Annotated in this window: 2 protein-coding genes; both read right to left on the reverse strand. The window is 53.6% G+C overall.

What is annotated here, in order from left to right; genetic code table 11:
• Positions 1-503: condensation domain-containing protein (locus ACQW03_RS25950; RefSeq protein WP_441952792.1), on the reverse strand; the 503-nt coding region annotated here is incomplete at its 3' end.
• Entirely contained in the window at positions 419-16591 is a 16173-nt protein-coding gene (locus ACQW03_RS25955; protein WP_441952794.1) for a non-ribosomal peptide synthase/polyketide synthase, read from the reverse strand. The genes ACQW03_RS25955 and ACQW03_RS25950, both read right to left, overlap by 85 nt.
• Positions 16592-16604: the final 13 nt, after the last annotated feature.

Here is a 16604-nt window from a genome sequence, read left to right on the forward strand (position 1 = left end):
AGTCGGACAAGCCGCCGCCCTCTGCACATGCAAAGTGAACTCATTGCATTTTGAAGAACTGATTTAGAAAACAAAATCGATGGAAAATCCGGCGAGAAGCCTTCTGGCTGCTCGTCCGTGTTCACTTGAATATCGCTTAACAGTAAATCTGGATCGGTTCCAATCTGGGACAGGATCGCTATCAAATCTCTGGTTAATCTCTCAATAGCGTCGCCCCCAAATAGCTTCGTGCAGTATTCAAAGGAACCCTTGATTTCCCCATCTTCATCACTCATGGACAAGGTCAAATCGAATTTGGAGATACGATGCTCCTGAACATACGGACTAAAGGACAGCGTCTCAAGCTGCGCTTCCGGCGACTCTGTATTTTCCAGTACAAACATGGTGTCAAACAACGGGTTACGGCTTGCATCCCGTGCTACATCCAGTTTTTCCACCAACTCTTCCAGTGGATAATCCTGATGCTCGAAGGCTTGCAACGTACGATCTCTGGCTTCCAGCAAGTAGCTGTGGAACGTTTGGTTGCCCTTCGGCTGATGCCGGATATGGTGGCGCTAAACCAAACATTGATCCATGGGTTCCGGTTCGGCAACAAGCGGCCTGCTACCGGCGTACCAATAATGACAAAATCGTCCTGACCGCTGTATTTGGACAGCAGAACGGTGTAGGCGCTCAACAGCACCATGTACAGCGTACTTCCGGTCTGTGCCGCAATTCGGCGCAGTTGCTCGGATACATTCGCGTCCACTGTAAATTCATACATCGCACCCTCGAAGCTGCGAACAGCAGGTCTAGGATAAGCAATTGGCGAATCCAGTACCGGTAATGCTCCGGCTAAATGCTCCAGCCAGAAGTGTTCTCGGCGTTGGTATGACTCACGCTGCATCTCCTGCTGCTGCCACACGGCGTAGTCTTTGTACTGAATTTGCAGCGGCTCCAATTCCTGTCCCTCGTACAGTTGTACCAGCTCATGCACGATATTGTTAGACGATACACCGTCTGAAATAATATGGTGCATGTCGTACATCAGGAGATGGCGTTCTGGTCCGGTTTGAATGAGACGGACACGCAGCAGTGGTGCCTGGCGAAGATCAAAGCTACGGACAAAGGACTCGATATAGGCTTCGACTTCGGACTCCCTGGCCTGCAGGTGCTCTACTGCAAACTCCACTTGATCGTAAACCCGCTGAACGACCTCGCCTTCCAGCATTTCAAAGGAAGTCCGCAGCGTTTCATGGCGGGCTATTAACTGACGGAACGCATCCCCCAGCCGATCGGCCTGAAGCGGTCCCTCCACGGTTAATACACCCGGCATATTGTAACTGAGATCCCCACCTTCCAGATGGCTCAAAATGTACAATCGTTTTTGAGCCGAGGAAACCGGGTAGTACGCCTGTTGCGCCGCCGCAGGGATCACCGTATAGGTGTCTGTACCGTGCGTTGCGATGAGCTGGGCTTGCTGCTCAATCGTGAAGTGTTGGAACACCTCACGCAGCGTAATCCGGCTGTCCAGTTCCTGATGGATTTTGGCCACCAGCGTCGTTGCCCGCAGGGAGTGTCCACCCACGTCAAAGAATGAGTCGGTGACTCCTACGCTGGACAGCTTCAAGACATCCTGCCAGATTTGGGCTAGCTTGGTTTCCAGCGGTGTCCGCGGTGCAACGTACTCCAGGCCTCCTTCGAGGCGTGCTTCCGGTGCCGGCAACGCCTTGCGGTCGATTTTCCCGTTCGGTGTCAGCGGGAAACGATCCAGTTGTACCACATACGTCGGGATCATGTAATCCGGCAGCTTCGGCTGCAGCGCATTGCGCAGCTCCGGCAAACTCAGGGACTCTGAAGCTATGATATAGGCACACAGGTCCTTGTGTCCGTCTTCGTTTTCCCATGCTGTGACCACGGCTTTCTGAATGCCGTCCACGGTCAGCAGCTGCGCTTCCACCTCGCCCAGTTCGATCCGGTACCCCCGGATTTTCACCTGGTGGTCGATCCGGCCCAAATACTCAATACTGCCGTCTGGCATCCACCGTGCCAAGTCGCCCGTCCGGTACATCCGGTTTGCGTGATCCGCTGGATCAGCTGCTGCCGCATCAGCGAACGGATTCAGGACGAACTTCTCTGCCGTCAGCTCCGGCAGGTTCAGGTATCCTCGTCCCACACCTGCACCTCCGATATAAAGCTCACCTGCGATACCGATCGGTACCAGCTGTTGCTGGCTGTTCAGGATGTACACCGACTGGTTCGCTATCGGCGTTCCGATCGATACTGTGTGCTCCCCTTTTTCCAGCAGTACGTTCAGGGACTCCACATCTTCAATCGTATAAGCAGTCGCATCTACCGTCGTTTCGGTCGGGCCATACACGTTCGTAATGACTGGACGATACCCAGACCACTTGTGCAAGAACACATTTACCAGTTGCACGGATAATGCTTCGCCACCGATCAGGTAATGCTTCACTTCCGGCGCTTCCGTCACACTGACGCTTTCGTTCAAAATATGCAGATGCGCAGGTGTGCCGTCCGACAGATCAATTCGGTGCGTGCGGTAGTAGGCGATCAAATGCTCTCCGCTCAGACTGACGTCACGGGACACCACGTGCAGGGTGTGGCCTAACAGCAAGCTGGCAAAGATTTGCTTCACTGAAGCGTCAAATACAAATGCCGACAGCCATGCGACATGAAGCGGCTGTTCATAACGGCTGTATACGCGTTCCCATAAAGCATCTACCAGATTGCTAACACTGCCCTGCTCGATCATGACCCCTTTCGGCTGACCGGTGGTGCCTGACGTGTAAATCATATAGGCCAGGTTATGCGGGCGGGCAACAGGGATTAGATTGCTCGCATCCTGTGCTCCCAACTGAGCTTGAACGTCCTCGTCGTCAAGAACTACAGCTTGTACTAGGGATGGCAAGCTGAGCGACAGGGTGGCGACTCTACTTGTAATCACGACCTTGGCCCCACTGTCTTGGAGCATGTAGTCGATGCGCTCCTGTGGATACACCGTATCCATCGGCACATATGCGCCTCCGGCCTTAAGTACCCCCAGAATGCTCACCAGAATATCCGCAGAACGTTCCAGCAATACGCCAACCGGTTGATCTGCTTCGACCCCTTCCGCTCGTAACACACGAGCCAATTGGTTCGCCCGTTCATTCAACTCGGCATAGGTCAGTGCCGTGTCTCCAGACACGACTGCTACCCGCTCAGGGTTGCGCTTCGCTTGGTCTTCAAAGCGTTCGCTGAGCGAACGGCCTTGTAATGCTCCAAGCAGGCTGTGCGCATTCGGATCATTGAACACCTTCAGAATCTGCTCGGTTTCTTCTGCCGTAATCAACTCCAGCTCACCCAGCTTCGCATCCGGGTTCGCCGCGACGGCTTCAGCCAAGCGAACAAAGTGACGCGTCATCCGTTCTACCGTTTCGCGCTCGTACAACGCAGTTGCATACTGCAATCCGAACTGGATACCTGCCTCTTCCTCTCTGGCTTCCATCATCAAATCAAACTTGACTGGCGTTTGTTCCAAGCCATATGGACGGAAGCTTAGGTCCGCCAGCTGCAGCTCACCTTCCTCGGTGGTTTGCAGGGTAAACATCGTATCAAACAGCGGATGGCGGCTCATATCCCGCTTCACGTTCAGCTTTTCCACCAGCTCCTCAAACGGATAGTCCTGGTGCTCGTAAGCTTGCAGGGCACGCGTCTTCACATCCTCCACATAGCTTCGGAAGCTTTGCTCTGCCGTCGGATAGTTCCGCAATGCCAACGTTCCGACGAACATCCCGATCATTGGCTCCAGATCCGCATGCGGTCGTCCGGCAATCGGTGTGCCGACTACGATGTCCTCTTGCCCGCTGTATTGATGCAAGAGCGCGGTGTACGCTGCCAGCAGCACCATATACAGCGTAGAGCCTGTGTGCGCCGCCAGTTCCTTCAGACGTTCGCTGACTTCACGTTTCAGTCCAAACACCACCGTATCGCCTACCGTACTTCGTACCGCCGGACGGGCAAAGTCCGTAGGTACATCCAGCACTGGCAGCTCACCCCGGAAGGTGTCGAGCCAGTACGCTTCCTGACGTTGCATCCACTCTTGATGGGCTTCGCTTTGCTGCCATACCGCATAATCCTTGTACTGTATACGCATTGGCGAAAGCTCTTCACCGTCGTATAAGCGGACAAATTCATCGGTCAGTACTCCCATGGACACACCATCCGAAACGATGTGGTGCATATCGAGCATGAGTAAATGCTGCGGTTCCTGCTCGGTTCCTTGTACACCCAAATCTACCAAGCCTACCCGCAGCAGCGGAGCGGCTTGCAGATCGAACGGACGTACAAACTGCCGCACCCGTTCTTGTGCTTCCTGGCTGACCATCGTGTCTGTACTCGTGGTTGTGTCCTGATCTGTATCCGTAGTCGCATCTTCTGCCCGTACCTTTGTATATTCCACCTCAAACGGCACGGTGTCCTCAATCCATTGCATTGGCTCGCTGTCCACCAGTGCAAAGCGGGTACGCAAGGTCGCATGACGGGCGATTAATTGACGGAACGCGTCTTCTACCCGTTTCACATCCAGCGGACCGCTCACTTGCAGCACCGACGGCATGTTGTAGTTCACATCATTCGGGTCGAACTGATGCAGTACATACAGTCGTTTTTGCGCCGAAGATAACGGGTAGAAGTTGCGTTCTTCTGTTACCGGAATGGACGCATATGTTACTTGATCCAGATGTTCCAGTACGACTGCCAATTGTTCAATGGTTGGTGCTTCAAAAATACTGCGCAGTGGAAGCGGCTTGTTCAGCTCCTTGTGAATTCTCGAGGCTAGCGTCGTCGCCCGTAGCGAGTGTCCGCCAATCTCAAAGAAGTTTTCCTTCACACCGACCTGCGCCAGACCCAACACATCCTGCCAAATTTGTGCCAGTTTCACTTCCACCCATGTCCGCGGTGCGACATAATCCGCTCCGCTTTGCAGGCTGTCTTCCGGTGCTGGCAGTGCTTTGCGGTCGATTTTTCCATTCCGAGTCAACGGCATCTGCTCCAGCTGTACCAGATAGGAAGGGACCATGTAACCCGGCAGCTTCTGGCTCAAAGCGCTTCGCAGCTCACTTGCCACAACTTCCCCATCGGCGACCACATAAGCGCAGAGCTGCTTTTGCCCTTGCTCATCTTCACGTGCGATGACCACAGCTTCTCGCACTGCCTCCAGCTTCAACAGCTGCGTTTCTACCTCGCCCAGTTCGATCCGATAGCCCCGAATTTTCACCTGTGCGTCGATCCGTCCCTTATATTCCAGCGTCCCGTCTACATTCAAGCGTACCAGGTCGCCAGTGCGATAGCAGCGTTCTCCGCTGCGGAACGGGCTATCGATGAACTTTTCGGACGTCAGGTCTGGACGGTTGCGGTATCCACGTGCCACCCCGTCACCGCCGACGATCAGCTCACCCCATACCCCGACGGGCTGAAGCCGCATCGAACGATCCACGACATACGCTGTCGAATTATGGATCGGTCTGCCAATTGGCACCGATTCCGATTGCACACCAGTGATCGCATGCATTGTGGAAAAGGTCGTATTTTCGGTTGGGCCATAGATGTTACTGATCCGCAGGGACGGATGGGCCTCCAGCACCCGGTTCATATGTGGTACGGACATCACATCACCGCCGACCAGCAGCTCGCGTATTCCCTCGAACAGCGCCAGATCCTGCTGGGACAGCTGGTTAAAGAGCGGTGTGGTCAGAAACATCGTGGTAATGCCGTGGCTACGCACAGCTTCCTTAAGCTTGGGTGCGTCCAAAATGACATCCTGGCTCACTAGCACCAGCTGTCCACCATTCAATATCGCCCCCCAAATTTCGAAGGTGGATGCATCGAAAACAACAGCCCCTGTCTGCAAAATGCGCGTGTCGGCATCCAATTGCGCGTAGTTTGTATTTTTCACCAAACGTACGACATTACGATGCTCCACCATAACGCCCTTCGGCTGCCCCGTCGTACCCGACGTATAAATCACATACGCCAGATCGTTCGGACCAGACAACGGTTCCAGATTGGAACCATCCTCGTGATACACACTCTGTGCTCCATCCAGCACCAGCACGTTACCATCGAAGGCTACTTTATCCACCAAATGGTTTTGCGTTAACAATAGCTTCGCACCCGAGTCGTCCAGCATGTAGCGGATACGTTCCTCTGGATACGTCGGATCGATGGGCACATATGCACCCCCAGCCTTCAAAATGCCTAAGATACCCACGATCAAATCTACCGAACGCTCGGTCATCAGACCCACCAAACGATCCTTCGTCACGCCTTGGTTACGCAAGGTACGAGCCAAACGATTGGCGCGTTCATTCAGCTCGCGATAGGTCAACTGTTCTCCTTCGAAGAACAACGCTGCCTGCTCCGGTGTCTGCGCCGTTTGTGTCTCGAACAAGCCATGAATCGTTTGCTCGCTTGGATACTCAGCAGCTGTATTTCCCCATACGCTGAGAATTTGCTCACGCTCCTGCTCACTTACCATATCCAGCTCCTGCACTCGAATGTCTGGCTTCGCTACCACCTGCTCCAACAGCTGTATCAGATGGCCCTGAGTCCGTTCAACGGCTTCACGATCATATAACTTCGCATTGTATTCAAATCGGATTTTCATCGCTTCCTGCGGCATAACGACCAGATTGAAATCATAGTTGGTTTGTTCAATCATGCCGGCATTGCGAATTTCAAAATCCGACTCTGCACCTTCGCCAAGTTGCTCGACCTGCTCCTCCACCGGATAGTTTTCAAACACGATAATGTGGTTGATCAGATCTTGCTTTTGCTCGCTCAAGGCTTGAATTTCATACAGCGGATACGTTTCATAATCTTGAGAAGTCAGCGCCTGCTTCTGATTCGTTCTGATCATGTCGGCAAAGGTGTCCTCAGCCCCGCTGCGGATCCGTATTGGAATGGTGTTAATGAACAAGCCCACCATATTTTCGATCCCCGGAATATCCGCTGGACGACCAGACACTACACCGCCAAAAACAGCGTCGTCACTACCGTTGTACTTTTGGAGCAGCAATCCCCAGGCTGTTTGCAGCAACGTATTCGGGGTCACGTGGTACTGCTTGGCCACCATTTCCATACGTCCGGTCAAGTCCTTGCCCAGATCACACAGGATATGCTCAAATTGTGCACCGTCTGCTTTCACGCCTACTTTTCCGGTCGGAATCGAAGTTTGCTGATCATAGCCGAGCAAATAATCCTTCCAGTACGCAGCTGCTGCTTCTACATCCTGTGCTTCAAGCCACTCAATATACTGACTGTATGGAGTAACGGGGGCAAGCTTCGGCTGTCTATGCTCCACGGCTGCAAAGTAAGCCTCAAACACCTCATCCGTGACTAATGCCACACACCAGCCATCCATCAAGATGTGATGAGAGCTCCACACAAAATAATAATCCTCATCACCTGTTCGTAAAATCGCCACGCGCATCAACGCATCCCGGGACAAATCGAATCCGGCTGCCTTGTCCTTGCGAATAAATTCCTTCACATACGCGTCACGCTCCTGCTCATTCAGATGACGCAAATCTTCACATCTAAAACCAACATCCTTGCGGCGGAAAATAACCTGCACAGGCTCATCCTGCCAACCGCTGATGAAATTGGCTCTAAATATCTCATGCCGCTGTGCCAAATGATTCAAGCTATCTTGGAAAATATTCGCTTGGAAGCGTCCATGCAAATCAAAGGTCGTTTGTTCAAAATAAGCACCTGACTCTGCATCCATCAGACTATGGAACAACATGCCTTTTTGCATCGGCGTCAGCGCATATACATTTTCCAGTTCCCCCATGTCACGAGTCCGCTCTACCAACTGATCCAGCTCGGCCATGGTTACATTTTTAAGCATGACATCGCTTGGCGTCAGCTCCTGCTGTTTGCGGCCTGTGCAATGCGCAATGATTTCCTGCAAACTGATTCGGAACGCTTCGGCTAGCTGCTCCATCGTTTCATGGCGATATTCCTGCTTACTGTAGCTGATCGTCAATTGCAGCTCGCCTTCGGAAATCAGTCCGTTCATATCCAGCGTGTGCGTTCTAGCTGCATGAGCGCTAAGCTCTGCACCGCTAGAATAAGGAGATACGCCAATGGATTGATTTTGCATATCTTGGTCAAATTGTCCCAAATAGTTAAAGCTGATTTCAGGTTCAGTTACAAAACGCTCTTGCTCACGTGCTGCGGACAGGTATCTCAACATCCCGTAGCCAATGCCCTTTTGCGGAATGCGGCGTAGTCCTTCTTTCACATGTTTGATGCGTTGTGAAAGGTCTTGCCCCACGCTCATATCCAGCACAACTGGGAATTGAGTCGTAAACCAGCCCACGGTGCGCGTAATATCCAGTTCTGGCAAAATGGACTCCCGTCCATGACCTTCCAGGCTCACAAGCACTCGTTCCAGACCGGCCCAGCGATGAATAGTCAGTCCCAATGCGGTAAGCAGCAAATCATTCATCTCCGTGTTGTAGGCACGATGCGCCTGTTTTAACAGCTGCTCCGTTTCCTGAGCTGTCCACGTGACCGTAATGTTCTCGCTGTCCCTATTTAAGGAATGAGAATGGGATTCGTCTTTTGGAAGCGGCTGATATATTCCCTGTTCCATTTCTTGCCAGAATGCGAGTTCTGCTGCCATGGCCGGACCGTTCGCATATTGAGACTGCCCATCCGCCCAGGTGCGGAATGAATCCGTTTTGTGCGGAAGACGAGCGGCTTGTCCGTTCAATGCCTGCTCGTAGGCTGTCGTAATATCCTCGAACAAAATGCGCCAAGATACGGTATCCACCACTAAGTGATGAATAGCCATCAGCAAATGATCTCCATCCGGGCAATGGAACAGCCCCAGCTTCACCAGCGGTCCTTCGCTTACATGAATACCCGCCTGAATTTCATTCACTTTGGCCTCGATCGCTGCAGATACCTCAGACTCATTTCTGAAGTCGGCCCGATCCAGTGTATACAGCTCGCCCTCCCCAACTGCACGGTTCCAAGCTTCATATCCGTGCTCACTAGGACGGAAAATGATACGCAGTGCGTCGTGATGGCTCACGACGTGATCCATCGCCGTGCGCAGGGCCGCTTCATCAAAACCGTCCTTGCTATGCAGCATAATGGACTGGTTATGATGATGAGCATCCGTCAGGTTCTGCTCAAAGAACCATTGTTGAACAGGTGTCAGTTTCACAGCGCCCACCACTTCGCTCTGATCCGCCAATCGGGTCACCGTTTGGACTTTCAGTGCCAATGCAGACACGGTTGGATGACTGAACAGGTCTTTCATCTCCAGTCGATAACCTGCTTGCAGCAAGCGGGATGATACTTGCAGCGCCTTGATCGAATCGCCACCCAGTTCAAAGAAGTTATCCTGCGTGCCTACCGCTTCCACGCCGAGCACCCCGGCCCATACCGCAGCCAATACTTGTTCCACCGTGGTACGCGGTGCCACATAGGCTGCGCCGGTATGGATGCTTCCTTCCGGTTCCGGCAAGGCCTTGCGGTCGATTTTGCCGTTGCTCGTCAGTGGGATCGTCTCCAGTCGCATCAAGCGTGCAGGTATCATATGCGCTGGCAGTCCTGCTTCCAGCTCGGTCTGTACCTCCTCAATCCGCAGCTCTGCTTCTCCTGTGATGTATCCGCACAAATACTTGTGTCCACGCTCATCTGTCCGGTCGATGACTACCGCTTGACGCACACCTGGCACCCGCTGGATCGCCGTTTCAATCTCGCCCAGCTCGATCCGGTAGCCCCGGATTTTCACTTGATAATCCATCCGGCCGATAAAGTCCACATTGCCGTCTGGCATCCACCGCGCCAAGTCGCCTGTGCGATACAATCGTTCACCCGGTACGTACGGGTTCGCTACGAATTTCTCGGCCGTCAGGTCGGCACGGTTCAGGTAGCCTCGTGCTACCCCGGCTCCGCCAATGCACAGCTCTCCCAACACGCCGATCGGCACCGGATTCAGCTGGCTGTCCACGATGTAGAAGCGTGCGTTCAGCCACGCCTGACCAATCGGTACACTGCCGCTGTCCGGCAGCTTCGACAGCTCTTCGTCGTAGAAGCTGGAGTCGATCGCCGCTTCCGTGACACCGTAGCTGTTCATAATGCGGATATCCGCGCCAAACCGTTCTTGCAGCACCCGATAATCCGTCACGCTACAGCTGTCCGAGCTGGTAATCAGCAATTCCAGACTGCTCATGTCCAGTCCCTGTTCATACACGTGCTGCATAAACGGTACAATCAAGGCCGGTGTTGATTCGAACACCGTAATCTGATAATCACGAATCCAGCCATACAGACGGCTTGGATCAATCCGGTCGTCCTTCGGACAGATAACCATCGTTCCGCCGTTATAAAGCGTCCGCGCAATATCGCCGACGAACACGTCGAAGGAGAAGCTTGCCAGTTGTAGCAGTCGTACCGGGAACTGGTTCAGACGGTAATCCCGGCGATACGCCGCAGCCGTATTCACCAAGCTGCGATGCTCAATCATGACGCCCTTCGGACGTCCCGTTGTACCGGACGTGTAGATCACATACGCCAGATCCTGCGGTTCGTTGATGTGCTCGATATCCGTGGCATCCCCGGTGTACAGCGACTCATCGTCCAGCGCCAGCACGGTATGCAGACGCAAGTGCGCTGCGGGTTCGACTGTAGCTTCGCTGTCAGGTGCCGAATCTGCTGTTCCGTTCAGGGTTCCATGGAGAGTACCTGATTCCATCGTTTCAGCGCCAGCCGCTGTTTCCAACTCGCCTTCAGACTGCCCTCCGGTCAAGGCCTGTCGGCTTTCATCCAGCCAGACCTGTGCACGCTCCTGCAACCCCGTTTGGGTCAACAGTACCGTCGCACCACTGTCCTCCAGCATGAAACGAATACGTTCGGACGGATAGTCTGCATCCAGCGGCACATAGGCGCCTCCAGCTTTCCATACCGCCAATACGCCGACCAGCATGTCCACTGAACGTTCACTCAAAATGCCGACAATCGATTCGCGTCCAATGCCTTCATTCCGCAATCTACGCGCCAATTGGTTCGCACGCTCGTTCAGTTTCTGGTACGTAAGCTGCTGCTCCTCGTACACCACCGCCACGTGATTCGGTACAAGCTGCGCTTGTTCTTCCACAAAGGTATGGAACAGTGCTCCTGCTTCTACCGCAGCAACATCCGATACCCCTACATCTCCAAAACCGTAGATGATTTGTGCCTTTTCCTCGACGGTTACCATCTCTAAAGCTGCCAGTGACTGCTGCGGATGCAGCGTAATTGCACGAACAAGCTCGGTAAAATGCTGTGCCAATCGCGCGATGGTTTCAGGCTTGTACAGCGCCGTGCTGTATTCCAGACTGCACAGAATGCCTTCCGGCTGCTCCACTGCATCCAAGGTCAGATCAAATTTGGCCGTGTTATTGTCCGTCGGATACGTCTTAAAGGTCAGACCCTCCAGCTCGAACTCCTGCTGCTCAAATGTTTTCAGCTCAAACATCGTGTCAAACAGCGCATTCCGGCTCGTATCCCGCGTCAAATTCAGCTTTTCAACCAGTTCTTCAAAAGGATACTCCTGATGTTCATAAGCACTGAGCGCATGCTCCTTCACCTCTTGCAAGTAATCCAGGAACGTTTTGTCGCCAGACGGATAATTGCGGATCGCCAGCGTGTTGAGGAATACGCCTACCAAGCCCTCCAGTTCCGCATGCGGTCTTCCGGCAATCGGCGTGCCGACGATGATGTCCTCCTGCCCCGAATATTTATGCAAGAGCGTGCTATACGCGGCCAGCAACACCATGTACAAGGTGGAGCCGGTTTGTGCGGCCAGCTGTTTCAACTGCTCGCTGTCCTCCAGGCTGATCGCAAATTCCAATCGAGCTCCTTCCAGACGCTGTACGGCTGGTCTTGCAAAATCCGTTGGCATATCCAGCGCCGGAATGTCACCAGCCATCGTGTTCAGCCAATAGCTTTCCTGCTCACGAAGACGTTCACTTTGCATATCGGCATGCTGCCAAACGGCATAGTCCTTGTATTGGATGCGAAGTGGCGGCAGTTCCTTGCCTTCATACAATTGAGAGAACTCCTGCACGATAATGCCTTCAGTCACACCATCCGAAATAATATGGTGCATGTCATAGAGCATGACGTGACGCTCCGGTCCGGTTTCCACCAACTGAACCCGCAGCAACGGTGCTTGTGCGAGATCAAATGCACGTACAAAGTCCAGTGCATACTGCTGGGTCTCTTCTTCGCTTGCCTGCACATGCTCCACGTTGAATGCGACGCCCGATTCAATCCATTGAATAACCTCGCCATCCACCATCTCGAATCTAGTTCGCAGGGCTTCATGACGGACAATCAGCTGGCGGAAGGCTTGCTCCAGTCGCGTTTTATCCAAGGAACCTTCAATAATCAAAGCGCCTGGCATATTGTAGCTAACCTCTCCGCCTTCCAAATGACTCAGCACGTACATCCGTTTTTGCGCCGAGGAAACGGGATAATATACGCGCTCCTCCGCCACAGGGATGGATACATACGTTTGTTGTGTCTGATCTTCTCCCATCACCTGCACCAGTTGCTCAATCGTCGGATATTGGAAAATATCTCGCAGGGCCAGCTTGTAATTCAGCTCCTGATGGATTTTCGCCATCAGTGTTGTGGCGCGCAGAGAATGTCCTCCCACTTCAAAGAAATGGTCCTTAATACCGATCTGCGGATGATTCAGAACACTTTGCCAAATACGTACCAGTTGCTCTTCCAGCAGTGTCCGCGGTGCCACGTACGCCGTGCCTCCTTCGAGGCGCGCTTCCGGCGCAGGCAACGCTTTGCGGTCAATTTTCCCGTTCGGTGTCAGCGGGAATTGATCCAGTTGTACAACATACGTCGGGATCATATAACCCGGCAGCTTGGGCTGCAGCATGTTGCGCAGCTCTGGCAAATTCAGCGCCTCAGAGGCTACGATATACGCACACAAATCCTTGTCTCCGTCTTCGTTTTCCCAGGCGGTGACGATGGCTTTCTGAATGCCGTCCACGGTCAACAGCTGCGCTTCCACCTCGCCCAGTTCAATCCGGAAGCCCCGGATTTTGACCTGATCATCCATCCGGCCAATGAAGTCCACATTGCCGTCCGGCATCCACCGCGCGAGGTCACCTGTGCGGTACAATCGTTCACCGGCTACATACGGGTTCGCTACGAACTTCTCGGCCGTCAGGTCCGCACGATTCAGGTATCCCCGTGCTACCCCGGCTCCGCCAATGCACAGCTCGCCCAGTACGCCGATCGGCACCGGATTCAGCTGGCTGTCCACGATGTAGAAGCGTGCGTTCAGCCACGCCTGACCAATCGGCACATTACCGCTGCTTGGCAGCTTCGATAGATCTTCATCGTAGAAGCTGGAGTCGATCGCCGCTTCTGTGACGCCGTAGCTGTTCATAATGCGGATATCTGCGCCAAATCGTTCTTGCAGCACCCGGTAATCCGTCACACTGCAGCTATCCGAGCTGGTGATCAGCAATTCCAGACTGCTCATGTCCAGCCCCTGTTCATGCACATGCTGCATAAACGGTACGATCAGGGCCGGAGTCGATTCGAACACTGTAATCTGGTAATCGCGAATCCAGCCATACAAACGGCTAAAATCAATCCGGTCGTCTTTCGGACAAATAACCATCGTGCCGCCGTTATAAAGCGTCCGCGCAATATCGCCGACGAAGACGTCGAAGGAGAAGCTTGCCAGTTGTAGCAAACGTACCGGGAACTCGCTCAGACGGTAATCCCGACGATACGCCGCAGCCGTATTCACCAAGCTGTGATGTTCGATCATGACCCCTTTCGGACGTCCCGTTGTCCCGGACGTGTAGATCACATACGCCAGATCCTGCGGTTCGTTGATATGATCGACGTCTGTGGTATCACCGGTGTACAGCGACTCATCGTCCAAAGCCAGCATCGTCTGCAGACGCAGCCCCGTTGCAGGTTCGACGGTAGCTTTGCTTTCCTCCAGCCATACTTGTGCGCGCTCCTGCAAGCCTGTTTGGGTCAACAGTACCGTCGCACCGCTGTCCTCCAGCATGAAACGAATACGTTCGGACGGATAGTCTGCATCCAGCGGCACATAGGCGCCTCCAGCTTTCCACACGGCCAATACGCCGACCAGCATGTCCACCGAACGCTCACTCAAAATGCCGACAATCGACTCGCGTCCAATGCCTTCATTCCGCAATCTACGCGCCAATTGGTTCGCACGCTCGTTCAGTTTCCGGTACGTAAGCTGCTGCTCCTCGTACACCACCGCCACGTGATCCGGCACAAGCTGTGCCTGTTCTTCCACAAAGGTATGGAATAAGGCTTCTGCTTCAACAGCAGCCACATCCGATACCCCCACATTTCCAAATCCATGGATGATTTGTGCTTTTTCCTCGGCAGGTACCAGCTCCAAAGCTGCCAATGGCTGCTGCGGATGCAGTGTAATTGCACGTACAAGCTCGGTAAAATGCTGCGCCATTCGCGCAATAGTCTCAGACTTGTACAGCGCCGTGCTGTATTCCAGGCTGCACAGAATACCTTCTGGCTGCTCCACTGCATCCAGAGTCAGATCAAATTTGGCCGTATTATTTTCCAGCGGATACGAATTCAGGGTCAGACCTTCCAGCTGCAACTCCTGTTGCTCCAATGTTTTCAACTCAAACATCGTGTCAAACAGCGCATTCCGGCTCGTGTCCCGCGTCAAATTCAGCTTTTCAACCAGCTCTTCAAAAGGATAGTCCTGATGCTCATAAGCACTGAGCGCATGCTCCTTCACCTCTTGCAGATAATCCAGGAACGATTGGTCGCCAGACGGATAATTGCGGATTGCCAGCGTGTTGATGAAGACACCTACCAGACTCTCCAGTTCCGCATGTGGTCTTCCGGCAATCGGCGTTCCCACTACGATATCTTCTTGCCCCGTGTATTTATGCAAGAGCGTAGTGTATGCCGCCAGCAGCACCATATACAAGGTTGAACCTGTTTGCGAAGCCAGTTCTTTCAGGCGTTCGCTAACTTCACGCTCCAGTGCAAATTCGATCGTATCCCCTGCCGTACTCTGCACCACCGGACGGGCAAAGTCGGTTGACAGATCCAGCACAGGCACTCCGCCCCGGAAGGTGCCCAGCCAGTACGCTTCCTGACGCTGCATCCATTCCTGATGGGCTTCGCTTTGCTGCCATACCGCATAATCCTTGTACTGAATCCGCAATGGCGATAGCTCTTCACCGCCATACAAGCGGACAAATTCATCGGTCAGGACCTCCATCGACACACCATCCGAAACGATATGATGCATGTCGAGCATGAGCAGATGCTGTGGTTCTTGTTGTGGTTCTTGCTCTGCTCCTTGTACGCCCAAGTCCACCAAGCCTACCCGCAGCAGCGGTGCAGCTTTCAGATCAAACGGACGGACAAACTGCCGTACCCGTTCTTGTGCTTCCTGGCTGATCGTCGTGTCCGTAGCTGTATCCAACTTCGTATATTCCACCTCGAACGGCACGGTGTCCTCCACCCATTGCATCGGCTCATTGTCCACCAGCTCAAATCGGGTACGCAAGGTTGCATGGCGGTCGATCAATTGACGGAACACACCTTCTACTCGTTTCACATCCAGCGGACCACTCACTTGCAGCACTGACGGCATGTTGTAGTTCACATCATTCGGGTCGAACTGATGCAATACATACAGCCGTTTTTGCGCCGAAGATAACGGGTAGAAGCTGCGTTCTTCCGTTACCGGAATGGACGCGTATGTTACTTGATCCAGACTTTCTAACACCGTTGCCAACTGTTCAATGGTTGGTGCTTCAAAAATACTGCGCAGTGGAAGCGGCTTGTTCAGCTCCTTGTGAATCTTCGAGGCCAGTGTCGTCGCCCGCAGCGAGTGTCCGCCAATCTCGAAGAAGTTTTCTTTCACACCGACCTGCGTGAGGCCCAGCACATCCTGCCAAATGTGTGCCAGTTTCACTTCCACCCACGTCCGCGGTGCGACATAATCGGCTCCGCTTTGCAAACTGCCTTCCGGTGCTGGCAGGGCCTTGCGGTCAATTTTTCCATTTGGACTCAGCGGCATTTGCTCCAGCTGTACAAAGTACGATGGCACCATGTAGCTTGGCAGCTCCCGGCCCAGCTCACTTCTCAGCTCGCTAGCACCGATCTCTTGCCCCGCGACATAGTACGCCACCATTTGTTTTTGTCCCGTTTCATCCGCACGAGCCATGACTACGGCTTCTCGTACCAATTCCACTTGCAGCAGCTGCGACTCGACCTCGCCCAGTTCAATCCGGTAACCCCGGATTTTCACCTGATGGTCGATCCGGCCCAGATATTCAATGTTGCCGTCCGGCATCCATCTCGCCAAATCGCCTGTGCGGTACATCCGCTCATACCCGGCTTCCCCGCCAGCAAACGGATCGGCTACGAATTTCTCAGCCGTCAACTCTGGACGGTTCAGATAGCCTCGGGCTACGCCGACACCGCCGATGCACAGCTCCCCCGCAACCCCGATCGGCTGCAATTGCTCCGTGCCTTCCTTCACGATGTACAGACGA

It is taken from the genome of Paenibacillus sp. DRB1-1, assembly GCF_052119485.1.
Taxonomy (GTDB): Bacteria; Bacillota; Bacilli; order Paenibacillales; family Paenibacillaceae; genus Paenibacillus; species Paenibacillus polymyxa_B.